We start from the raw sequence: 22,946 nt of genomic DNA, 5'->3' as shown, positions 1-22,946 counted from the left end.
GTCAGATTTCGACCGCACCGAGCCGCTTCACCTGGCGGATGGTCAGCATGCTGCGCACCGTGTCGACATGTTCATGCGCCGTCAGAACCTCGATGACGAAATCCTGGAAGGCGGTCAGGTTTGCAGCCAGACAATGAAGCAGGAAATCGCTGTCGCCAGACACCATCCAGGCCTGCCGCACGATCGGCCAGTTCTGCGTCGCCGCGGCAAATGCCTTCAGGTTGACATCCGATTGGTGCTTCAGCCCGACCATGCAGAAGGCGACGAGGTCATAGCCCAGCTTGGAATTGTTCAGCATCGCGTGGTAGCCTTCGATAATGCCGGCCTCTTCCAGCTTGCGAACGCGGCGCAGACAGGGCGGCGCGGAGATGCCGACGCGTTCGGCAAGTTCGACATTCGTCATACGCCCGTCAGTTTGCAACTCACGTAGAATTTTCAGGTCTATGTGATCGAGTTCGATTGCAGCCACGCGCATATCCCTTTGTCTTTTGTCTCGGCTTCGTCCGTCCGACAACACGTATTTCGAAGCGCAAATCACGTCCCTGTAAAGACCTATGCTTCGCCGCGCCACATTGAGCAAGCCGACACAAAAGGCAAGCCCGGGCACCCTCTCGCGAACATTGATTTCGCCTGAGCGCATGAATATAACCGGCCATGCAAAAACTTCCCGGCAAAACGCCCCGTATTTCCTTCTGGCCTCAGACCCTGAATATCAACGTGGCGAGCTATCGCATCCGCTGCGCCCAGGTGGTCGAAGCGCTTCGCGAGGCAGGAACGCCCGTCACGTTATATTCCGACAAGATCAGCCGCTATTTCCAGTTCCTCCCCTTCATGAGCGCGCCGGATATCCTCGTATTGTCGAAGCGCACCCGGCTGACTTCGCTCAAAAGAGCCGTCGGGCTGAAGAAACGATACGGCACGAAACTCATTCTCGACCTGAGCGACAATATCTATTTCGAGAGCGAGACGGACAAATCCGGGGATCGGGAAAAACGCGCAAGGCTGCCGTCCTACGTCAATCAATTCGACATGATCGTCACCCCCTCCCCCTATCTGGAAAGCGAATTGCGCCAGCACATGAGGAAGGACATGGCCTTCCGTGTCATTCCCGATGCCGTGGAAAAGGATCCGGTCCTCACCGGCTCGGTTCGCCAGGAAGAGGCAAAGGCATTTCAGGCGCTTTCCGATTTCAAAACCGAACTCGCCGCCAATGGTGTCGAGGCCGGCCGACGGCTGGTCTGGTTCGGCGTTGCCGGCCGGCCCGAGGCCAGGAATGGCATGTATGATCTCGAAGCCTGCAGCGCCGCTTTCGAAAAGCACAATGCGCAAAAGCCTCTGTCGCTCAGCATCATCAGCGACAGCGCCGAGCGTTACCGCGAACTGTTCGCCGGGGCCGGCTTCAGCACCCATTACCTCGACTGGAATTTCTTCACTGTCAATCCGGCGCTAAGGCTGCACGATATCGCCGTCCTGCCGATCCGCAGCAATCGCTATACGCTGTCCAAGAGCGCCAACCGCATCACCACCGCCTTTGCCGATGACCTCGCCGTCTGCGCCTCGCTGATCCCGAGCTACGAACCGTTTCAGGGCGTCGCGGTGTTCGACGATTGGGACGACGGACTGGCCGTCCTGATGGCCGACAACGAGCAGCGCCGGCATCGCGGCGAACAGGCCAAGGCAATAATTTCCGGGCAATATTCCTTGCCGGTGATTGCCGCAGAATGGCAGAAGGTTTTCGCCAGCCTCACCTGACGCGGTCATGACGCCCGCAGAATCGCCAGCCGCGGCATTTTGGCGCCCGGGGCCTTTCTCGCGATGCTTTTGCCGAAATAGCCCAAAAGCCGCCCGATCCCTCTCCTCTGCCTTTGAAGAAGCGCAATTCGCGACCAACTGTCCTGTTGTTAATGCAAAGCTGCCCTTGCACGACCGCATGGATCGACATTAGATGACAGCCAAAAAGCGGCAGAGCGGGAAAGTCCTTCCTATATTCGGAAAAACGTTCTGACCCGTTCGCGAAAGGAAGTCCAATGTCCGCCCGTCACACGGAAGTGTTGATCATCGGTTCAGGCCCCGCCGGATATACGGCAGCCATTTATGCAGCCCGCGCCATGCTGAAGCCGGTCCTGATCGCCGGCATGGAACAGGGTGGCCAGTTGATGATCACCACCGATGTCGAAAATTATCCCGGTTTCGGCGATCCGATCCAGGGGCCGTGGCTGATGGAGCAGATGCTCAAGCAGGCGACCCATGTCGGCGCGGAAATCGTCAACGACCTCGTCACCGAAGTCGACACCGGCAGCCGTCCGTTTACCGTGCGCACCGACAGCGGCACGGTCTGGACCGCCGACACGATCATCATCTCAACCGGCGCCAAGGCCAAATGGCTCGGCATCGAGAGCGAACAGCATTTTCAGGGTTTTGGTGTTTCCGCCTGCGCCACCTGCGATGGTTTCTTCTACCGCAACCGGGATGTCATCGTCGTCGGTGGTGGAAACTCGGCCGTCGAGGAAGCCCTTTACCTGTCCAATATCGCCAAGTCGGTAACCGTCGTGCATCGCCGCGACGCTTTCCGCTCGGAAAAGATCCTGCGTGAGCGTCTGGCCCAGCGTCCGAATGTCAATGTTCTGTGGAACACGGAGATCCATGAGATCACCGGCAAGCCTGCCAAGCCGCCGCTGCCGCCATCGGTCGAGGGCGTCAAGCTGCGCAACACGATAACCGGTGAGATCACCGAGCAACCGATCCATGGCGTGTTCGTCGCGATCGGCCACGCACCGGCAACCGAGCTGTTCAAGGGCAAGCTGAAGATGAAGGACGGCGGTTATCTCTGGACCGCACCCGATTCCACCGCAACCGACGTCCCCGGCATTTTTGCCGCAGGCGACGTGACCGACGATACCTTCCGGCAGGCAATCACCGCCGCCGGAATGGGTTGCATGGCAGCGCTGGAGGCCGAGCGTTACATCGCCGGCATCCTGCCTGTCGCCATAGCCGCGGAGTAAGCATGGGCGTTCCTTTAGACTGGGATAAGTTGCGGATTTTTCATGCGGCGGCAGAAGCCGGTTCGTTCACGCATGCCGCCGACAAGCTGCATCTGTCCCAGTCGGCGATCAGCCGCCAGGTAAGCGCGCTCGAACAGGATGTGGGCGTGAAGCTGTTTCACCGCCATGCCCGCGGCCTGATCCTCACCGAACAGGGCGAGCTGCTTTACCGCACGGCCCATGACGTGCTTCTGAAACTCGAGACCGTCAAGGTCCAGCTGACCGAGACGACCGACAAACCGTCAGGCAAACTGCGCGTGACGACCACGGTCGGCCTCGGACAGGGCTGGCTGACCGACAAGGTGCAGGAATTCCTGCAGCTTTACCCGGAAATGTCGGTTCAGCTGATCCTCGACAACGAGGAAGTCGACGTCAACATGCGCCATGCCGATTGCGCCATCCGGCTTCGCCAGCCGCAGCAGTCGGATCTCATCCAGCGCAAGCTGTTCACCGTGCACATGCATGTTTATGCGGCCCCGTCCTACATCAACCGCTTCGGCGAACCGCAGACCGTCGAAGACCTCGATACGCACCGCATCATCACCTTCGGCGAGCCTGCCCCGAATTATCTGCTGGACGTCAACTGGCTGGAATATGCCGGCCGCAACTCGGATAACACCCGCACGCCGCATCTGCAGATCAACAGCCAGACCTCGATCAAGCGTGCCTGCCTTCTCGGCATCGGCATCGCCGTCCTGCCCGATTATATCGTTGGTCGCGACCCCGGCCTGATCCAGCTGGCGATCAATGCCGATATCCCGTCCTTCGACACCTATTTTTGCTACCCGGACGAAATGAAGAACGCTGCCAAGCTGAAGGTGTTTCGAGACTTCATCGTTTCCAAGGCCAGAAACTGGAGTTTCTAGGCGCCGGCTGACTTGGTCGAACGCCAGAACCCGACGATTCGCATCTCCATTTATGCAGGTTTTAAGACTGCAGCCTTGCGCCGTCCGCATGGCTGTCTTGCACAAAATATGATTGCGCGGTGCACAAAAAACCATCATATAGCGCTCAGTTGATGCACACGGTGGCTTTCCTCCCAGTTCCACCGCATCAGCTGTTCCCCTCTGGAGGTTAATTTTTGACCTTCACACTTCAAAGGGCCCTGGAGCAATCCGGCGGCCCTCTTTTTTTGCCCACAAATCAGTCAAGCGACGCGGAGCATGCCATTGCGACATGTTCGACCGCAGATTTCGTCAAATATCTTCACCGGCCCTCTTGTCGTTTTAATCTCGACAACACATATAGAGTTTAGTCGACGCAACCTGTGGCTTCCCCGCCATCCGCGTCGGCTGTTCCCCTCTGGAGGTTTTTGACCTTCACACCTGATGGGCCGCGGAGAAATCCGGCGGCCCTTTTTTTTGCCCTTTAAATCGCAAAATTCCGATCTACATATCGGGTGGAGGCGATGTATGATGAAAACGGACAAGACGGAAATTCTGAAAGCTCTGGCGCATCCGGTACGGGTTTCATTCCTGGAATGGATGCGTGAACCCGAACGTAATTTCTGCGATCAGGCGCACCCGCTTGAAATGGGGATCTGCGCCAACCAGTTCGAAAAACGATGCGGCCTGTCTCAATCGACGGTGTCCGCGCATCTTGCTGTCCTCGAAAAGGCCGGCCTGCTGAAAACCAACCGGGTCGGTCAGTGGGCATTTTACAGCCGCGACGAAGAAACGATCGTCTCCTTTTTGAATGAGCTGAAATCGACACTCTGATCCAGCTTTCCTCCCCATCTTTCCTCTCAAGGCCAAAGGCAAAAGGATCCACCTCATGGCAACTATTTTCGACCCCGTGAAATTTGGCGACATCGAACTGGCGAACCGGATCGTCATGGCGCCGCTCACCCGCAACCGCTCGCCCAAGGCGATCCCCAACGACCTGAATGCCGCCTATTACGAACAGCGTGCTTCCGCAGGCCTGCTGATCACCGAAGGCACACCCATCTCCCAGCAGGGACAGGGTTACGCGGACGTTCCCGGTCTCTACCTCCCCGCAGCCATCGACGGCTGGAAGAAGGTGACCGATGCCGTACACAAGAAGGGCGGTAAGATCGTCACCCAGATCTGGCATGTCGGCCGCATATCGCATGTGTCGCTGCAGGAAAACGGCGCGGCACCCGTTGCCCCTTCCGCAATTCCGGCTGGTGGCAAGACCTACATCATCAATCCCGACGGTAGCGGCGCATTTGTCGAGACATCGGCTCCCCGCGCGCTGGAAACCAGTGAGATCGCATCGATCCTCGAAGATTATCGTAAAGGCGCCCGCGCGGCGATCGATGCCGGCTTCGACGGCGTCGAAATCCATGCGGCCAACGGCTATCTGATCGAGCAGTTCCTCAAGGAAAATGCCAACGAGCGCACCGACCAATATGGCGGCTCGATCGAAAACCGCGCCCGATTTGCGCTCGAAGTGGTCGATACGGTCACCAAGGAAATCGGCGCCGGCCGCGTCGGTATCCGCCTGTCGCCGACAACGCCGGCCAACGGCATCAGCGAAACCAGGCCGCAGGAAGTCTATGACTATCTCGTCAAGCAGCTCGGACCGCGCGGCCTGTCGTTCATCCACGTCGTCGAGGGTGCAACCGGCGGTGACCGCGACTTCACCCAGGGCGACAAGCCGTTCGATTACAACGAACTGAAGGATATCTACCGCAAGGCAGGCGGCACCGGCGCATGGCTGGTCAATAACGGCTATACCAAGGAAACGGCCGGCAAGGCGGTCGCCAGCGGTTATGCCGATGCCGTCGCCTTCGGCAAGTTCTTCATCGCCAATCCGGATCTGGTCGAGCGTTTCAAGACCGATGCTCCGCTGAACGAACCGGACAAGAACACGTTCTACGGTGGTGGCGCCAAGGGTTACACCGACTACCCGGTTCTCGAAACCGTCGCCTGATATTGTCTCCGGGGCCGCATCATGCGGCCCCGTTTTCACCGGCCGGCAGGCACCCGAGATCCTCAAGCGTTGCCCGCACGGCCGTGTCGATCGGCGTCGACGGCTCTTCCCCGAGAAACGCCGCCAGACGATCATTCGACATGCGGATCGGCTGCTGCCACAGATAACGCATCTCCGACAGCTCGCGAAAAAGCGGCACGACGGGTGAGGCAAGCCGTACCAGCCACCACGGGAAGGCCTTCACTTTCGGAGCGTGGCCAACCACCCGGCCGATTGCGGCGATCATCTTTCCACCATCGTCGTCGAAATAACCACGCATGTGGAACAGCGCAAACGGCGGCAATGCCTCCTGACGATCGATCAGCCGCAGCATGGTCTCCGTCACATCCGGCAGATAGGCCCATTGATGGCCGACACCTCTGGTATTCGGCCGGCTGACGGTATCCACCCGCTTTCCCGGCGTGACGAGCCCTTGGCTGAACCAGTTATTGGCGCTGCCCGGCCCGAAATAATCCCCTGCCCTGACGATCAAGACGGCAACGCCATCTTCCGACGCGGCGAAAAGCCGCTGCTCCATCGTCACCCTTATCTTGCCTTTGCGGCTGGTCGGCCTCTGCAGGCTGTCTTCGGAAAGAACCGGGAATGCATCAGGGCCGTAATTATAGACCGTGCCGGGCAAAAGGATGCGCGCACCGACATGGCGGGCAGCGGCGATCGTATTGTCGAGCATCGGCAGCACCAGCTGCTGCCAGTTTCTGTAGCCCGGCGGATTGACGGCATGGACGATCAGCTCGGCGCCCTTGGCCGCAGCAAGCACATCGGCCGCATTCATCGCGTCGCCGGCGATCCAGTCGAAGCGGGGTTCGTTCGAGCGCGCCTTGTCGACCGACCGGCCAAGCGCCTTCACCGTCCATCCCCGCGCAACCAATCCGCGGGCGACATGGCCGCCAATCCCGCCGGTGGCGCCCAGAACGAGTGCCACGCGGTGGCCATTCGCAATCTCTGTCATCTCGATCTCCTTCATATCTCATCGGACGCTGGAGATTGACGCAGAGACGCAATATACAAAATTGGCGATATTCTTATATTGGATATACAAATATGAATGACGTGAATTGGGATCTCTACCGTTCGTTTCTGCAGGTGCTGCGGGCGGGCTCGCTGTCTGCGGCAGCACGTGACCTTGGCCTGACCCAGCCGACCGTCGGCCGTCATATCGAGGCTCTTGAAGCAGCACTCGGTTATCCGCTCTTCACCCGCAGCCAGCAGGGTTTGATCCCGAGCGAGGCGGCACTGGCGCTGAGGCATTATGCCGAAACGATCGCCTCCACGGTCTCCGCGCTGCAGCGGCATGCATCGGGAGAACTCGCTGCGATAAAGGGTACGGTGAGAATTGCGGCCAGCGACGTCATCGGCGTGGAAGTGCTGCCATCGGTTCTCGCCCGGCTTCAGCAGGATCATCCGGGCCTTGCCCTGGAACTGTCATTGTCGGATCACGTCGAGGACGTGCTGCACCGGGAAGCCGACATCGCCGTGCGGATGACGCGCCCCCGGCAGGACGCATTGCTTGCGCGTCATATCGGCGAAATCCCGATCGGCCTTTTCGCCCATCGCAGCTATCTCGAACGCGCCGGCATTCCGCGGAGCCTGTCCGAACTCACCCGCCACAGGCTGATAGGTTATGACCAGAAGACCGCCTTCATTCGCGCAGCAGCCGATGCGATCCGCACGAAAATACCCGATTTTCCCGATTTCGAGGCGATCAACTGGAGTTACCGGACGGACAGCAACATCGCCCAGTTGGCGGCAATCCGGGCCGGCGCCGGGATTGGCTTCTGCCAGATCGGCATTGCAGGCCGCAGCCCCGACCTCGTGCATGTCCTTGCCGGGGACTTTCGCCTGCCACTCGACACATGGGTGGTCATGCACGAGGACCTGAAACTGCTGCCACGGCAGAAGACAGTCTTCGATGCCCTGGTGCAGGGACTGCTGGATTATCTCGGCACGGCTTAGCGGGCGGCAGCCTGATCTGCGTCCTTGTCGTCCACTTCGGCTTCCGGCCGGTCTCCGCCGTCGCTATGCTCTGTGTGCCAGGCGCCCTTGTCGTCCTGCCAGCTGATCTCTTCCGGCTCACCGCCGATCTGCTGCTCCGCCGCGACGATACGCGCAGCCTGCATCGCATCCGAACGGCTCGGAAAAGTCTCGGAAAAAACATCGCCGAGACGGTATGCCCAACCGCCGTCATGCGGCACGATCTTGTAAACGACCTTGGTCATGGTTCCTCCTTACGCGTGGCTTCATCGAACTCATGTCCGGTGCGGCACCATCATCGAGATGCGACACACCAGAGCAAACTTCCAGGCCACGAATGAAATAATGGCATTATCGACCAAATAGCGCAAATCAGCGATGGCGCGACGAAATCTGCTTGATGCGAACTGTCACCGCGTTAAATCATCCGTCGAAACAGGAGAATATGCCTTGAAGTTGATGTCGCTGGTCAAGCAGGAGAGCTTTCTTCTCATCGCATTCGCCGTCGGCGTCATCGCCTATTTCGCAGAACATGCGCTCATCGGACAGGGTCAGGCCATCTCGCTGATTGCTGCCGCTGCACTTATCGTCGTCATCGTTCTGGCATCCACGCGTGTTGCCCATCATGCCGAAATGCTGGCCCACAAGGTCGGTGATCCCTATGGCACGATGATCCTGACGCTGTCCGCCGTTGCCGTCGAGGTTCTGATCCTGGCGATCATGATGGGCAGCAGCTCCTCGCCGACCCTGGTACGCGACACGATCTATTCGGCCGTCATGCTGGATATCAACGGCATTCTCGGTCTTGCCGCCCTGCTTGGCGGCCTCAGGCACGGCGAACAGGCCTATAATGACGATTCAAGCCGCACCTACAGCGTCATGATCCTGACCGCCATGGGTATCTCGATGATCGTTCCGGAATTCATTCCGGATGCCAAGTGGCATTATTATTCCGCCTTCACCATCGTCGCGATGATCGCGCTCTACGCCCTGTTCCTCAAGATGCAGGTCGGCACGCATAGCTATTTCTTCAGTTACAGCTATCGCGGCAATGCGACGGCGGCCCCGGCAACAACATCGGGGGCCGGCTCTCCCAACACATCCGCCCCCGCACGGAAGGCCGAGAAAAAGCAGCCGGCGGAGGCCGAGGCGGACACCGTCCCCGCCGGCGTATCGATCGCCATCATCCTGATCGGTGTGCTGATCATCGGTTTCCTTGCCGAATTCATGTCTGCCTTTCTCAACGAAGGCCTGGAAGGCACCGGTGCTCCTCCGACACTGATGGCCGTCGTCGTTGCTTCGATTTCGGCCGCACCGGAAATCCTCACCGCCCTGCGGGCCGCGTTGAAGAACCGCATGCAGTCGGTCGTCAACATCGCCCTTGGCGCATCGCTGTCGACGGTCATCCTCACGGTGCCGGTAATGGAGGGCATAGCTCTTTATACCGGCCAGGCCTTCATCATGGCGATGACGCCGGTCCAGACGGTGATGGTCGCCATCACCCTCATCGTCGCGGCAATCAATCTCAACGACGGGCAGACCAACGCCATCGAGGGCATGACGCATTTCGTTCTGTTTGCCACATTCGTCATGCTGACCTGCCTCGGCCTTTAAGAAAAACGACTCTCAATTCAGCACCTTGAGCCCATTTTCGGATTCAGGACCTGAAGACGCCGAGACAGGCCGGCAAAGCCAGCCCCGCTGCCATGAACTAATCTTGATCGAAGCGTGTTCGGCCCTGTGACGGAGGCGCCCTATCTGGACAATATTGTCCATGTGAAAGGGAGATAGAATGAAACGCTTCAGCATCCTACTGACCAGCTCCGTCCTGTCTGCCGCCGTCATGACCGGCCCGGTCTTTGCCCAGACAAGCCAACCTGTGGAAACCGGGCGCGCCAACGCGCCCGACCAGAAACCGGCCTTCCCCAACCAGACGCGCGCCACCCAACCGGCAACCATGCCCAAGATCGCCACGGAAGTGGTCGCCGAGGGCCTGCCGCAATTATGGTCGATGGAATTCCTGCCCGATGGCCGCATGCTGGTCACCGCAAAACAGGGGGCGATGCACATCATCTCCGAGGAAGGTGATGCGGGGCCCGCCATAGCAGGCGTTCCAAACGTCGCGTTCGGCGGCCAGGGCGGCCTGCTCGATGTGGCCCTGGCGCCGGACTACGCGACGTCGGGCATGATCTTCTTCTCCTTCTCCGAACCGCGCGACGATGGCAACGGCACCTCCGTGGCATCGGCCAAACTCGTCGCCGACAACAATGGCAGCGGCAGGCTGGAAGACGTCAACGTCATCTTCCGCCAGACACCCAGCTTCGACGGCCGGTCGCATTTCGGTTCGCGCCTCGTCTTCGGCCCGAACCGCGAACTCTATGTCACGGTCGGCGAACGGTCGGACAGCCGGATGCGCGTGCAGGCGCAGCAACTCGGCAGCGGCCTCGGCAAGGTTTTCCGCATCGATACGAGCGGCAAGGCGCTGCCTGACAATCCGTTTGCCGGGACACAAGGCGCGCTGCCCGAAATCTGGAGCCTCGGCCACCGCAACCTGCAGGCAGCCGCCCTCGACGGCCAGGGCCGCCTCTGGACCGTCGAACACGGCGCGCGGGGTGGTGACGAATTGAACAGGCCGGAGGCTGGCAAGAACTATGGCTGGCCCGACGTCACCTATGGCATCGACTATAGCGGCCGGCCGATAGGCAACGGCATCACCGAAAAGGCCGGCACTGAACAGCCCGTCTATTATTGGGACCCCGTGATCGGCCCCTCCGGCATGGCATTTTATGACGGTGACGCAATTCCGGAATGGAAAAACGCGTTCCTCGTCGGCGGACTGGTGAGCCAGGGCGTGGTTGTCCTGCATATGGACGGCGATCGGGTGGCCCACGAGGAACGTGTCCCGCTGGAGGCACGCATCCGCGACATCAAGGTCGGACCGGACGGTGCCGTCTATGCGGTCACCGAAACGCGCGGCGGCTCGTCGACGATCGTCAGGCTGACCAAGGCCTGAATCGGCTGCCAACAAAAAAGCCCGCCGTGTCCGGCGGGCTTTTTCTCTGTCGGAATGTGTCGCTGTGCTTACTTGCAGGCACCGCAGAAGCGCTGGATGCGATTGCAGGCTTCTTCGAGAAGCTCTTCCGAAGTCGCATAGGAAATGCGGAAGTTCGGACCGAGACCGAAGGCCGAGCCGTGAACGACGGCGACGCCTTCGGATTCCAGAAGCTCGGAAACGAAGTCCTCGTCGGTTTCGATAACCTTGCCCGACGGCGCGGTCTTGCCGATCAGGCCGGCGCAGGACGGATAGACGTAGAATGCGCCTTCCGGCTTCGGGCACACGATGCCGGTCGCCTGGTTGAGCATCGAGACCACGAGATCGCGGCGACCTTCGAAGATCCCCTTGTTCTGCGCAACGAAGTCCTGCGGGCCGTTGAGCGCCTCGACGGCAGCCCACTGGGCGATCGACGAAGCACCCGAAGTCTGCTGACCCTGGATCATGTCCATCGCCTTGATCAGCGGAAGCGGGCCGGCCGCATAACCGATACGCCAGCCGGTCATTGCATAGGCCTTCGACACGCCATTCATCGTCAGCGTACGGTCGTAGAGCTTCGGCTCAACTTCTGCCGGCGTCGCGAACTTGAAATCGCCGAAGGTCAGGTGCTCATACATGTCATCGGTGAGAACCCAGACATGCGGATGCTTGAGCAGAACGTCGGTCAGCGCCTTCAATTCGTCGGCGCTATAGGCAGCACCCGTCGGGTTCGACGGCGAGTTGAACAGGAACCACTTCGTCTTCGGCGTGATCGCGCTTTCGAGCTCTTCAGCGGTCAGCTTGAAATTGTTTTCCTGGGTCGTCGAGACGAACACCGGCGTACCGCCGCAGATCAGCACCATTTCCGGATAGGAAACCCAGTAGGGTGCCGGAATGATGACTTCGTCGCCCGGGTTAAGCGTTGCCATGAAGGCGTTGAAAAGAATCTGCTTTCCGCCGGTGCCGACGATCGTCTGCTGCCAGTCGTAGTCGAGGCCGTTCTCGCGCTTGAACTTTGCAGCGATCGCCTTGCGCAGCTCGGGAATGCCCGAGACCGGCGTGTATTTCGTCTCGCCGCGGTTGATCGCGTCGATCGCAGCCTTCTTGACATTGTCCGGCGTATCGAAATCCGGCTCGCCGGCACCGAGACCGATCACGTCGCGGCCTTTCGCTTTCAGGTCGCGCGCTTTCTGCGAAACGGCGATGGTGGCGGATGGCTTTACGCGGGAAAGGGCATCGGCAAGAAAGGCCATGGGTCTTGGTCCTGAGATCTGTTTGAACGTGGCGAAGGTGAAAATTCGCCCCAAGCTGTATGTCGAATGAGGCTTCTGGTTTCAAGCGGAAAGCTTGAATGTCACTCATCAAACTCCGTGATCGCTCGTGACCTTCGGTCGCGGCACGGTTAACGCTCCATCTGGCCGGACAGTCTTGTGCGACTTCCGCAAAAGCGGCGATAGTGAGGCGGAATATCTCCGGCTGGGTGGCGTCTAGGTTGTAGTCGCGATCAAACCGGATCGTAGGGACAGATCGCACGCACATTTCGCCGCACGTGTCGCGAAACGATACATTGTTCAATACAATCAATGATGGTCGGCTATGTATTGTAGCGCCAAAGCTGTCCAAAGCGCAAAAACCCCTATGTTCCAACGGGTTTGGGTGCTTCTGATTTTCAACTCAACGGCGCAGTTTCGCAAAACTTTTTCTTGCCAATTCCCTATAAACACAGCACTCTGTTCATGTTCGGGCAATTTACGAGCATGGGAAGACCTATAATAATGCGATCCGAAGGCGCTAAAAAAACTTCGGGCGGTGGAACTGGGGGCAATTTGAAACAATATTTTCCTGCCATTCGCCGCGGTAACACAGGGACCCTTTCTTAAAACTGCCTGCCGCCGCCCTTTAGGGCAATAGTGTTGTGCTGTCCGCCGCTGAACACGGACAGAGAGAAAAGGACCTGATGCATGGCCGAGACTGGCACTGTAAAATTCTTCAATACTGACAAGGGCTTCGGCTTCATCAAGCCAGACAATGGCGGCGCCGATATCTTCGTCCACATCTCTGCCGTACAGGCGTCTGGCCTGTCCGGTCTTTCCGAAAACCAGAAAGTGAGCTTCGACACGGAGCCGGATCGTCGCGGAAAGGGCCCCAAGGCCGTTAATCTGCAGATCTCTGGCTGAACCTTCGAGGTTTTGCCCCAAGTTGAAGCCCGGCAGAATTGCCGGGTTTTTTTATGGCCGAGTATCAGTAGAGACAAGAAAATCGGACTGCGGGATACAGTATTCGGCCAACGATAAGGTGCAGTCTCTGCGGTAGATCATAGTTTCCCGCGCCGCCTCCGCGACGGATAAACATATGCGAGGCTGTTGCTTCGGTGGTTCTAGATCTCTCGCAAGAACGGGTTATTCCGCCGTTCTTCTCCGATCCTTCCACCATGTCCGTGGCCACACAGAAACCCGACATCGTCGCCAAGCGGCAGTACCTTGTCGCGGATCGAGGCGAGCAGCGTGGCGTGATCGCCACCCGGCAGGTCGGTACGGCCGATCGATCCGCTGAACAGCACATCGCCCAGATGCGCGAAACTCTGCGCGCGGTTGAAGAAGATCACATGTCCTGGCGCATGGCCGGGGCAATGATAGACCTCGAACAGATGGTCGCCGAAGGAAACCGTATCGCCCTCGACGAGCCAGCGGTCGGGCACCAGATTGCGGGCCTCCATCGTCACGCCGAAGGATTTTGCCTGGGTTTCCAGACGCTCCAGCAGCGGCAGGTCATCGTGATGCGGGCCGACCACCGGCACGCCGAGACTTTCGCGCAACGCATCCGCGCCTCCGGCATGGTCGATATGCCCGTGGGTGATCCATATTTCACGGATTGTCAGATTGTTCTGGCGGATCGCCTCTTCGATCAGCGAGACGTCGCCGCCGGGATCGACGACAACACCTTCGCGCGTTTCGTCATCGAAAAAGATCGTGCAGTTCTGCTGAAACGGAGTGACGGGAATGATCCCGGCTTGAAGTTTTCCCATGATCCGCGGCCCTATTCTGTCGTCATGCCGGGTATAGCGGTCACTGACAGATAAAGCAGCCCGAAAAGATCATTCGGATGCAACGACCATATAGCGCGAGCCGGCTTCGACCGGAGGCGCAAGAGATGCGGTGGCGATCAGCAGCGCGCAGACGGCAAGTTTGAGCGTGATGACGGTGACGAACACGGCACGCAACGGATGCGGCTTCGACTGCGTCATCGTGATCGGCGGCAAGGCGGAGTAAGTCTGCGCGGAATAGGTCTGCATGATGATGTCTCCCATCTCTCTGCCCCATCAATGATCGCGGAGCCATAAGGTTCCCGCGAGCGTGGCGAGGCCGCCGCGCGGCGATCGGATGGGTCGGCTGGCATGCCATCCCGCAAGCCATCGAAAATCCGACGAAATCTGTTGATTGTTCAAGCGGATCGCGCTTTATCGGGCGTGACGCAATGCGGATGCAATACAATTGGAGCGGCAGTGGAGCCGACGAGGTTGCTCCGCGCCATAGAAAGGATCGGCACGTGTCTCGATCAATGGCGGCCAAACCCGCCAGAAATGCCCAACCGCCTATGCCGACGGTCGACGAGAGCCTGATCGATTTCGAAACGATCGAGCAGTTCTTCTTTGCCTATCGGGACTTCATCTCCGATCCCGACGCCATTCTTGCCCGTATCGGCATGGGGCGTGCGCATCACCGGGTCGTCTATTTCGTCAGCCGGCAACCCGGCCTGATGGTCGGCGATCTTCTGGAAACGCTGCAGATCACCAAGCAGAGCCTCTCGCGGGTCCTCAAGCACCTGATCGAAGCCGGTTATATTCGCCAAATGGCCGGCGCAAAGGACCGCCGGGAACGACGCCTTTATCCGACATTGGCCGGCCGCGAACTTGCTCTTGCCCTATCCGAGCCGCAATCTTTGCGCATCGCCCGTGCCATGCAGGAACTGACGCCGGACAAACGCGAGGCGGTGAAGGAATTCCTTAAAAAGATGCGTGGCCGCGACGAAAGCCTGCCGCCCGCCGACGACGACGCGTAGGATGCTGATCAATGACGAAAACACCACCTTCGGACGACGCGCCTCATCTCCTGATCGTCGATGACGACAAGCGCATCCGCGACCTCCTCAATCGCTATCTCAGCGAACAGGGGTTTCGCGTCACTGTCGCGGGAGAGGCCGCAGAAGCCCGCCGCAAGCTCGAAGGTCTGCATTTCGATCTCATCATCCTCGATGTGATGATGCCCGGCGAATCCGGCCTGTCGCTGACCAGATCGCTCTACGAGAAAAAGGCCATCCCGGTCATCCTGTTGACCGCGCGGGTGGAAGCCGATGCCCGCATCGAGGGACTGGAAGCCGGCGCCGACGACTATCTGGCAAAACCTTTCGATCCGCGCGAACTGGTGCTGCGCATCAACAACATCCTGCGCCGCAGCGCGTCCGAGACACCGAAGATCGAACAGGTCATCTTCGGACCATTCACCTTTTCCATTGCCCGCAAGGAATTGCGCCGGGCAGCGGAAACGATCCGCCTCACAGACCGCGAACAGGAGATCATGCTTCTGTTTGCCATGCGCGCCGGCGACACCATCCCGCGCCATGAACTGATCGGCGACGATTCCGATGTCGGCGAACGGACCATCGACGTCCAGATCAACCGCCTGCGGCGAAAGATTGAGGACGACCCGGCCAATCCGGTCTATCTTCAGACCGTTCGCGGCATCGGCTACCGGCTGAGCATCGACTAGCGCAGGCCTCCCGGAAACGCTCGCCGTTTTCGGGACAGGGAAATGTGCAGGAACAAGCACTAAGGCACGACAGGCGAACCTGAAGGATCGCAACGGGCTTTAGGCCGAGGACCTCGGCAACTGGAGCAGCAATGGCCTTTTTCGACACGCTGAGGCAGAACGTGGCAGCATTCAGCCTTCCGGGCTGGCGCCCCTTCACGCGCTGGCTGCGCCGTCGCCTGCCGACCGGCCTCTATACCCGCTCGCTGATCATCGTCATCTTGCCCATGCTGCTTCTGCAGACCGTGGTGGCGGCCGTTTTCATGGAACGGCACTGGCGGCTTGTCACCGAACGCCTGTCTGAAGGTACGGTGCGCGATATCGCCGCCATTATCGAGGTCATCCGCGCCTATCCGCAGGACAGCAATTACGACGCCATCACCAAGATCGCCGACGACGCGCTGGAGCTGACCATCGCGGTCGAGGAGAACGGCCAGTTGCCGCCGCCGCGTCCCCGGCCCTTCTTCGCCATCCTGGACGGTATCCTCTCCGACCAGATCACCCAGCAGATCAAGATGCCGTTCTGGCTCGACACGGTCGGCGACAGCCGGCTGGTCGAGATCCGCATCAAGTTCGACCAGCGGGTATTGAGGGTTTTTGTCCGGCGCGGCTCCACCTATGCCTCCAACACCCATATCTTCCTCGTCTGGATGATCGGCACGGCCTTCGTCCTGGTGGTCATCTCGATCCTGTTCCTGCGCGGCCAGATCCGCCCCATACAGTCGCTGGCGATCGCCGCCGAAAATTTCGGCAAGGGCCAAAAGACGGAGGGATATTCACCCCGCGGCGCCGATGAAGTCCGCCGCGCCGGCCTTGCCTTCATCCAGATGCGCGAACGCATCGAAAGGCAGATGGAACAGCGCACCGCCATGCTGGCCGGTATCAGCCATGACCTGCGCACCATTCTGACGCGCTTCAAGCTGCAACTCGCCTTGGCGGGCGACAAGCCGGAACTCTCGGGAATGACCGAGGACGTCAACGACATGCAGTCGATGCTGGAAGGATACCTCGCCTTTGCCAAGGGCGAGTCGGAGGAGGATTTCGGCACGCTGACGCTCAGCGACCTGCTCGAGCGCTTCCGCAACGATTTTCAGCTGCGCGGACGCGAACTGTCCTACGAGATCGAAGGTGGCGACGAAATCGCCGTCCGTCCGAATGCCTTTACCCGGCTCGTCGGCAATCTCGTCTCGAACAGCGAGCGTTACGCAAAAACGCTCCATATCCATGCCCGGCACAACGCCAAATGGCTGACGCTGACGCTCGATGACGATGGTCCGGGCATTCCGGCAGCTTCCCGCGAAGACGTATTCAAGCCCTTTTACCGGCTCGACGAGGCGCGCAATCTGGACAGTTCCGGCACTGGTCTTGGCCTGGCGATCGCCCGCGACATCGCCCGCGCCCATGGCGGCAACGTCACGCTCGGCGACAGCCCGACGGGCGGGCTGAGAGCCGTCGTGCGCATTCCGGCCTGACAGTCCCGTGCATTCTTCCGACGGCAGGGACTAAACAACCGGATCTGCCGCATCAACCTGCCAGGCGGGCAGCGGTCGAACCTTGGGGGATGTCCCCATGCTGGTTTCCCTTATGGAAGGGACCAGTGCGGAACGGCGACCTTCCGCAGGATTGGGGATACGTAAAAATCAACCAGCCTATCCACTTCGAACGGCAATAGCCCGCAGTCAACCGATGGTCCCTCCAAGACTTTGCGGAACGATCCCCGGCCATTTACTCGGCTGTTTCCACCCCCCTCACCGGTACTGTTGGTTCAGCAAATGAGTTTGAAAGAACAGGAGTAGCTCAGAATCGAGCGTTTTTTGAAACGCTACCCGATCGAAGCCCGGAAGGTCGGAACATATCTCGAGTTTTTTTGCCCTCAACGCCTCGCTGCACGGCCGCAGGAACGAATAGTGTTGGGCACCTGTCACCTCCTGCACCTCCACAACATTGGAAAGCGTGCGACTGAGATACGCGACATTGCTCTCAAAGGGGACAACGACGTCCTTCTCACCGCCCCAGAGTTTGACAGGTATTTTTACTTTACTCAGGGACGCTGGATCGAAGGCAAAGGCAAATCCCGGGGAGGCAAGAGCAGCTGCCTTTATCCGCTCGTCGTGGTGCCAAGTCGAGACGGGCATCGCCGCAGCCTGCGGACTTGATAAAAAGGACGCTACACCCTGCTTGCAGACCCCCTCCTCTGGATCGGTTTTGCAGTGCTGGGCGAAAATCGCCCAATTGGGAACCCCGCCGATAGCAATCAGCCCGGTAAAGCCACCTGCCGAAAAACCGTAAAAGCCAACCTTTGACTTATCAAGATGATCGCGACCGGCCCATTCATCGAGAACATAGTCGAGAACATGACTGGTCACTATCGGACGACTTGTCATCTGACGCCCAGCCCTATCACTACTGTCTTTGTAGTTGTCACCTGGGTAGGTCAGTGACACGGCGACGAAACCTGCCTTTGCAAGGGCCATGGCAGTATCTGCACGATCGCCAAGCCATCCAGCGCTACCGTGAGAAAAGATAACCAACGGCAAGTTTGCGCCAGCCACCTTACCGTCCAGAGCCGCGTTTTGTAGAACGGAGCCGACAGAGATCGCAGTGGGAAGGGAAACACTCGGATACCAGATGCCGATTTCAATCGGGCGGCCCGCGTCGTCGGGTATTGAGAACAATTGGAAACCGACGGCAAATGCGGGACAGGCTAGCGCCACAATGAATATCGACACAACGATTTTCAAAAATACGCGCATCTGAGCCTTCCGAAACCACCGGAAGCACTATGGCGGCAGCTCTTGCAATTTGAAAGTGTGGAACATGGAAAAGTCTCGATGCGTTGAACCACTGCGCTTGTCTGCTTCTGCCGCATCGCTTCAAAACCGACATCACCCTTCCATCCTTTTCGAAGAACGGCGTCACACACTCTTCATCGTCCCCGGTTAGGCAGACCGAAATCCGGAGACTGTCGATGAACGTTGCGCCACAATCACATCGCCCCAAAATAGCCGAGACGGTGATGGATCCGAGTGCGACAGTGAAAGGGTCGAGCATTGGAAAATGCTGCGAGATCCTGGCCGATACATCTCTGCATGCGACGGAGCTTGGGGATTATTCCTATCTCGGGCCACGCTGCATGGTCGCGGACGCAACGATCGGGAAATTCTGCGCCATTGCGGCAAATGTCAGGATCGGCGCGCCCAATCATCCGATGGACCGCCCCTCCATGCACCGTTTCACCTATTGCCCGGAATATTATGCGCCGGACGCTGTGCGCGACCAGACTTTTTTCGACCAACGCGGCAGCGACCGGGCGATTATCGGCAACGATGTCTGGATCGGCCATGGCGTGATCGTCCTGCCCGGCGTCACTGTCGGAAACGGCGCTGTGCTGGCGGCAGGCGCAGTCGTCACCAGGAATGTCGAGCCCTACACGATCGTCGGCGGCGTGCCAGCCAAATTCATCCGCGAGCGTTTCCCGCCGTCCATCGCGCAAAGGCTGACATCGATCGCCTGGTGGGATTGGCCCTTCGAGACCATCATGGACCGGCTCGGTGACTTTCAATCCAGCGACATAGAGGCATTTTGCACCCGTTGGGCCTGAAACCGATCCGCGAACATCATCCTTCGGACAGGTTCGAGTCTAACACCATTTTGTGCAGACTATTTTCAAGGCTGACATTGTGCACGACGATGATCTTCCGCTGAGCGAGAGCTTAATCCATGACCTGCTATTGCAGCAGGTGCCGCAATGGGCAAACCGACCCATGCGCCGGATTAACTCCTCTGGAACGGACAACGCCCTGTTCCGGCTTGGCGATGACCTTGTCCTGAGGGTCCCCCGGCGGGCATCGGCTGCAGCTCTGTTGTCGAAGGAGCTGGACTGGTTGCCGCATCTCGAAGGCCTTCCGCTCTCGACACCAAAGCTGCGATATCGTGGACACGCCGACTTCGGTATCGAATGCCAGTTCGGGATATTCGACTGGATGGAAGGCGAGATCGCCACCCCGGAAAACATCGAAAACATGGAAGATGCAGCCGTTTCGCTGGCGACGTTCCTAAACGCTCTTCATGGAAAATCGACAGACAACGCACCGGTGGCCGGACCGATCAACAATCGTCGAGGCATTCCCCTCGCCGAGATGTCCAGGCTCACGCTGCAAGCGATCGAGACGGTTTCGGACGAGGTCGATGAACACGCGGCACGCGATATCTGGCAGGCTGCCGTTTGCGAAACATATCTTGCTCCGCCCGTATGGCTGCACGGAGATCTCAAGGCAGACAATCTGATCGCCACCGGCGGAAGTCTCAGCGGCGTCATAGACTGGGGCCTGTCGGCGATTGGAGATCCCGCTGCAGACTATGCGGCGGCATGGTCTTGGGTATCCCCTTCCGCCCGCGGTAAATTCAAAGACATTTTGGAACTGAGTGAAGGGGATTGGCGCCGAGGCAAGGCATGGGCGCTTTACGGCGCAGTCATTGCGCTGAGCTACTATCGTGACGGCAGGAATGAACCGCTCTGCCAGCAATGCCGACTTACGTTGTCGCGGCTCGGTCTGTTGCTCTGACAGACCGGGAGGCTTCGCGCTCCCCTATCGGCTGGAGAGTATCGACAGGCCCTGGCGGATCACATCATCTTCCTGCCATTCGGCACGCCCTGTTCGACGCAGGCGAGCACGATCGCTCCGTTTTCGTCCTCGAAGCCGAGGGTGAGCACTTCCGAGCGAACCGGGCCGATCTGGCGCGGCGGAAAATTCACCACACCCAGCACCTGCCGGCCGACCAGCGTCTCCGGCGTGTAGTGAACGGTGATCTGGGCGGAGGATTTCTTGATGCCGATCTCCGGGCCGAAATCGATCTTCAGCTTGAAGGCCGGTTTGCGGGCTTCCGGAAAAGGTTCTGCCTCGATGATGGTTCCGACGCGGATATCGACCTTTTCGAAGTCACCGTAGCTAATCTCGTCTGCCATGCCTGCGCTATCCTGCCTGTTCAGCTTCCCAGTTCTTCCGCCCGCCTGCGCGCGGCCGCAATCGCCGTGTCGAAGATCGGCTGAATACCGTCCTCGGCCATCAGCACGGCAAGGGCGGCGGCGGTCGTACCGCCCGGCGAGGTGACGTTCTTGCGAAGCTGGGCAGCCTCGTCCGGGGATTGGTGCATCAATTCGCCAGCCCCAGCGACAGTTTCCCGTGCGAGCCGCATGGCGAGGTCCGCCGGCAGGCCAAGTTTGCGACCTGCCTCTGCCATGCACTCGACGAGATAAAACACATAGGCCGGCCCGCTGCCGGAAACGGCCGTGACGGAATCGATATCGGTTTCCGAGGAGACCCATTCGACCGGGCCGCTGACGCGCAGCAACTGATCGACGGCCTCGCGCTGGGTGCTGGTTACATGCGCATTGGCGAACGCGCCGGTAACACCGCGACCGATCATCGCCGGCGTGTTCGGCATTGCCCGCACCATGGCCGCATCACCGAGATGCCCAGCCAGATAACCGAGCGTCTTGCCGGCAGCAATCGACACGATCACCGACCCGGAACCGACGATCGGCTTCAGCGGCGGCAGGACCGTATCCATCATCTGCGGCTTGACGGCAACGAAGAGAATATCGGCAACGAAGCCATCAGGCACGGAAACCGAATGACGCGCACCCGCAGCCGAGATCTTCGCCTGCATCTTTTCCGACGGAGACGGATCGATGACCGTAATCCGGTCTCCGGCCACACCCTTGTCCAGCCATCCGGACAACATGGCGCCGCCCATATTGCCGGCACCAACAAGAACAATAGAACCAACGCCAGACGACATGATCAGCACTCACCGACCGTTTCGAACAAGACGGCATCCATGGCAGCTTTCGCCTCCATGCCGGACCAGACGACGAACTGGAATGCCTGATAATAGCTCTCGCAGGCATCGAGCGCGCTCGAAAGCAGCACTTCCACCTGCTGGTTTGTCGGCTCGGCGCCGCCGGCGAGCAAAAGCGACTGGCGGAAGATGATCACGTCTTCCATCCGCCAGAGATCGAAATGCCCCATCAGCGTCTGGCCGTTGACATGCGACAGGAGGCGGATCACTTCGTTGACGCGGGTATCGGGGATTTTCAGATCAAAAGCGCAGGCCAGATGCAGCGCCTCGAAATCCTCCATCCACGAAAACGAGACATGATAGTCGGTCCAACTGCCTTCGACCGTCATGGCGATCTCGTCTTCGCCGGATCGCTCGAACGTCCAGTCGTTGGAGGCAGCCACGAACTCGATCATGTCGACCGGGTTCGATTGACGTTCAACTTCGAATTCCATGAGGCTCATGCGGCACCTTCTCAACCGGAACGGATGCGGATTTGCGATATACGCCAACACGCGAACTCTTGACCGGAAACAACACTTCCGATGATCTTACGGCGCCGCCAGATTAACGCTGGAACCCTGCCTGGAGCTTACCAGTCCGTTTCGAATCATCATTTAAAATCAGTGTATCTAGACAGGTTTCAGTCGCCAGCCCCTCCCCCCTTTATTTCAGTGGGTTATCCCGTCCTGTGGCTCTTGTCGGAGATCAGCGGAAGGGATTAACCGACTCTGGCGCTTCACTTTTTCGGAAGTGTCCACAGGCGGGATTTTTTTGGCCCGGCGATCGATTTCGCGGCGCCCGGATCGCCGATGGCGGTCGTAAAAATTCGTCCCGAAACGAGAATCGGCCTCCCGCGCCGCGCGCAAGAGGCCGATTTGATTCTCAACGAGAATTTGTAGTTTTCAGCCCTCTTGGGCAGCAAGCTTGGCTTCAAGCGCCTCGATACGGGCCTTCAACGCATCGTTTTCGTCGCGGGCGCGTGCAGCCATTTCGCGGACGGCCTCGAACTCCTCACGCTTCACGATATCCATGCTGTTGAGGAAACGGTCGGCCTGCGCATGAAATGCGGTCTCCATTTCCTTGCGAACGCCCTGGGCGGCCCCGGCCGCATCCGTCATCAGCTTGGCGAAGTCGTCAAAAATGCGGTTCGTTCCGGTCGACATATCGTCATCTCCTTGAAGCCGGCAGAATATACCCGGCTTATGTCATCAATAAGGAAGTAGGGCCAGCAACGATCTGTTGCAAGCTCCATCCACTGCTGTGGTATCCGGTTGTGCGATTCCGTCTTGACCGCCACTA

At 59.2% G+C, this 22,946-nt stretch carries 25 protein-coding genes; 14 read left to right on the top strand and 11 right to left on the bottom strand.

The annotated features are described in order from the left end of the window. Position 1: 1 nt before the first annotated feature. Positions 2–469 (bottom strand): Lrp/AsnC family transcriptional regulator, encoded by a 468-nt coding sequence (locus tag AC2GXZ_RS04490; protein WP_483757902.1) that lies wholly within the window; start codon positions 467–469, stop codon positions 2–4. Between the two features lie 185 nt (positions 470–654). Here AC2GXZ_RS04490 and AC2GXZ_RS04485 point away from each other — a divergent pair, with 185 nt between their 5' ends. From AC2GXZ_RS04485 to AC2GXZ_RS04465, 5 genes are all read left to right on the top strand, one after another. Next, positions 655–1,752 carry a glycosyltransferase family protein gene (locus tag AC2GXZ_RS04485; protein WP_483757901.1) on the top strand — a complete coding sequence of 366 codons (1,098 nt, stop codon included), beginning with the start codon at positions 655–657 and terminating at the stop codon, positions 1,750–1,752. A 275-nt stretch (positions 1,753–2,027) separates the two neighbouring features. Then, complete coding sequence (gene trxB / locus AC2GXZ_RS04480) at positions 2,028–3,002, top strand: thioredoxin-disulfide reductase (protein WP_483757900.1); 975 nt, start codon at positions 2,028–2,030, stop codon at positions 3,000–3,002. A 2-nt stretch (positions 3,003–3,004) separates the two neighbouring features. After that, a complete protein-coding gene (locus tag AC2GXZ_RS04475; RefSeq protein WP_483757899.1) occupies positions 3,005–3,907 on the top strand; it encodes a LysR family transcriptional regulator VtlR in 903 nt (300 codons plus the stop codon). Between the two features lie 549 nt (positions 3,908–4,456). Next, positions 4,457–4,759, top strand: a complete 303-nt coding sequence (locus tag AC2GXZ_RS04470; protein ID WP_483757898.1) for an ArsR/SmtB family transcription factor — start codon at positions 4,457–4,459, stop codon at positions 4,757–4,759. A gap of 55 nt (positions 4,760–4,814) precedes the next feature. Beyond that, on the top strand, positions 4,815–5,936 hold the full coding sequence (locus tag AC2GXZ_RS04465) for an alkene reductase (RefSeq protein WP_483757897.1): 1,122 nt from the start codon (positions 4,815–4,817) through the stop codon (positions 5,934–5,936). A gap of 19 nt (positions 5,937–5,955) precedes the next feature. Here AC2GXZ_RS04465 and AC2GXZ_RS04460 read toward each other — a convergent pair whose 3' ends face one another. Next, a complete protein-coding gene (locus AC2GXZ_RS04460) occupies positions 5,956–6,945 on the bottom strand; it encodes an NAD(P)H-binding protein (protein ID WP_483757896.1) in 990 nt (329 codons plus the stop codon). 92 nt (positions 6,946–7,037) lie between these two features. Between AC2GXZ_RS04460 and AC2GXZ_RS04455 the strand changes: the two genes are divergently transcribed. Next, complete coding sequence (locus AC2GXZ_RS04455) at positions 7,038–7,949, top strand: LysR family transcriptional regulator (protein ID WP_483757895.1); 912 nt, start codon at positions 7,038–7,040, stop codon at positions 7,947–7,949. On the opposite strand, the gene AC2GXZ_RS04450 is transcribed toward AC2GXZ_RS04455, so the two are convergent. Next, positions 7,946–8,212, bottom strand: a complete 267-nt coding sequence (locus AC2GXZ_RS04450; RefSeq protein WP_483757894.1) for a DUF2188 domain-containing protein — start codon at positions 8,210–8,212, stop codon at positions 7,946–7,948. The two genes, AC2GXZ_RS04455 and AC2GXZ_RS04450, sit on opposite strands and share 4 nt — an antisense overlap. 214 nt (positions 8,213–8,426) lie before the next feature. On the opposite strand from AC2GXZ_RS04450, the gene AC2GXZ_RS04445 reads away from it, so the two are divergent. Both AC2GXZ_RS04445 and AC2GXZ_RS04440 read left to right on the top strand, forming a co-directional pair. Beyond that, positions 8,427–9,581 carry a calcium:cation antiporter gene (locus AC2GXZ_RS04445; RefSeq protein WP_483758268.1) on the top strand — a complete coding sequence of 385 codons (1,155 nt, stop codon included), beginning with the start codon at positions 8,427–8,429 and terminating at the stop codon, positions 9,579–9,581. 178 nt (positions 9,582–9,759) lie between these two features. Then, the gene (locus tag AC2GXZ_RS04440) at positions 9,760–10,980 is read left to right on the top strand and encodes a PQQ-dependent sugar dehydrogenase (RefSeq protein ID WP_483757893.1); all 1,221 of its coding nucleotides are present in this window, start codon (positions 9,760–9,762) and stop codon (positions 10,978–10,980) included. 68 nt (positions 10,981–11,048) lie between these two features. Here the strand turns inward: AC2GXZ_RS04440 and AC2GXZ_RS04435 are convergent, their stop codons facing one another. Then, on the bottom strand, positions 11,049–12,251 hold the full coding sequence (locus AC2GXZ_RS04435; RefSeq protein WP_483757892.1) for a pyridoxal phosphate-dependent aminotransferase: 1,203 nt from the start codon (positions 12,249–12,251) through the stop codon (positions 11,049–11,051). Between the two features lie 708 nt (positions 12,252–12,959). On the opposite strand from AC2GXZ_RS04435, the gene AC2GXZ_RS04430 reads away from it, so the two are divergent. Beyond that, positions 12,960–13,175 (top strand): cold-shock protein, encoded by a 216-nt coding sequence (locus AC2GXZ_RS04430; protein WP_046633016.1) that lies wholly within the window; start codon positions 12,960–12,962, stop codon positions 13,173–13,175. Positions 13,176–13,375: 200 nt separating this feature from the next. On the opposite strand, the gene AC2GXZ_RS04425 is transcribed toward AC2GXZ_RS04430, so the two are convergent. Beyond that, the gene (locus AC2GXZ_RS04425) at positions 13,376–14,023 is read right to left on the bottom strand and encodes an MBL fold metallo-hydrolase (RefSeq protein ID WP_483757891.1); all 648 of its coding nucleotides are present in this window, start codon (positions 14,021–14,023) and stop codon (positions 13,376–13,378) included. 69 nt (positions 14,024–14,092) lie between these two features. Then, positions 14,093–14,290, bottom strand: coding sequence for a hypothetical protein (locus tag AC2GXZ_RS04420; RefSeq protein ID WP_483757890.1), 198 nt, complete (start codon positions 14,288–14,290; stop codon positions 14,093–14,095). A gap of 266 nt (positions 14,291–14,556) precedes the next feature. Here AC2GXZ_RS04420 and AC2GXZ_RS04415 point away from each other — a divergent pair, with 266 nt between their 5' ends. From AC2GXZ_RS04415 to AC2GXZ_RS04405, 3 genes are all read left to right on the top strand, one after another. Further along, complete coding sequence (locus AC2GXZ_RS04415; RefSeq protein ID WP_483758267.1) at positions 14,557–15,057, top strand: MarR family winged helix-turn-helix transcriptional regulator; 501 nt, start codon at positions 14,557–14,559, stop codon at positions 15,055–15,057. Between the two features lie 11 nt (positions 15,058–15,068). Then, positions 15,069–15,764 (top strand): response regulator, encoded by a 696-nt coding sequence (locus tag AC2GXZ_RS04410; RefSeq protein WP_483757889.1) that lies wholly within the window; start codon positions 15,069–15,071, stop codon positions 15,762–15,764. A 131-nt stretch (positions 15,765–15,895) separates the two neighbouring features. Further along, positions 15,896–17,275 (top strand): ATP-binding protein, encoded by a 1,380-nt coding sequence (locus AC2GXZ_RS04405; protein ID WP_483757888.1) that lies wholly within the window; start codon positions 15,896–15,898, stop codon positions 17,273–17,275. Positions 17,276–17,551: 276 nt separating this feature from the next. Here the strand turns inward: AC2GXZ_RS04405 and AC2GXZ_RS04400 are convergent, their stop codons facing one another. Then, complete coding sequence (locus tag AC2GXZ_RS04400; RefSeq protein WP_483757887.1) at positions 17,552–18,556, bottom strand: alpha/beta hydrolase family protein; 1,005 nt, start codon at positions 18,554–18,556, stop codon at positions 17,552–17,554. Positions 18,557–18,771: 215 nt separating this feature from the next. On the opposite strand from AC2GXZ_RS04400, the gene AC2GXZ_RS04395 reads away from it, so the two are divergent. Together AC2GXZ_RS04395 and AC2GXZ_RS04390 are read left to right on the top strand one after the other, a co-directional pair. Further along, the gene (locus tag AC2GXZ_RS04395) at positions 18,772–19,404 is read left to right on the top strand and encodes a DapH/DapD/GlmU-related protein (protein ID WP_483757886.1); all 633 of its coding nucleotides are present in this window, start codon (positions 18,772–18,774) and stop codon (positions 19,402–19,404) included. Between the two features lie 163 nt (positions 19,405–19,567). Next, positions 19,568–20,368 carry an aminoglycoside phosphotransferase family protein gene (locus tag AC2GXZ_RS04390; protein ID WP_483757885.1) on the top strand — a complete coding sequence of 267 codons (801 nt, stop codon included), beginning with the start codon at positions 19,568–19,570 and terminating at the stop codon, positions 20,366–20,368. 59 nt (positions 20,369–20,427) lie between these two features. On the opposite strand, the gene AC2GXZ_RS04385 is transcribed toward AC2GXZ_RS04390, so the two are convergent. From AC2GXZ_RS04385 to AC2GXZ_RS04370, 4 genes are all read right to left on the bottom strand, one after another. Beyond that, positions 20,428–20,769 carry a tRNA-binding protein gene (locus AC2GXZ_RS04385; protein ID WP_483757884.1) on the bottom strand — a complete coding sequence of 114 codons (342 nt, stop codon included), beginning with the start codon at positions 20,767–20,769 and terminating at the stop codon, positions 20,428–20,430. Positions 20,770–20,789: 20 nt separating this feature from the next. Beyond that, positions 20,790–21,605, bottom strand: coding sequence for a pyrroline-5-carboxylate reductase (gene proC, locus AC2GXZ_RS04380; protein ID WP_483757883.1), 816 nt, complete (start codon positions 21,603–21,605; stop codon positions 20,790–20,792). Between the two features lie 2 nt (positions 21,606–21,607). Further along, positions 21,608–22,108, bottom strand: coding sequence for a type III secretion system chaperone family protein (locus AC2GXZ_RS04375; RefSeq protein ID WP_483757882.1), 501 nt, complete (start codon positions 22,106–22,108; stop codon positions 21,608–21,610). A 441-nt stretch (positions 22,109–22,549) separates the two neighbouring features. After that, positions 22,550–22,810, bottom strand: a complete 261-nt coding sequence (locus tag AC2GXZ_RS04370) for an accessory factor UbiK family protein (RefSeq protein WP_483757881.1) — start codon at positions 22,808–22,810, stop codon at positions 22,550–22,552. Between the last annotated feature and the right edge of the window lie 136 nt (positions 22,811–22,946).

The organism is Aliirhizobium sp. YIM B11859 (assembly GCF_057163345.1).
The sequence above is the reverse complement of the archived record's forward strand: the minus strand, read 5'-3'. Positions and strand labels throughout refer to the sequence as shown.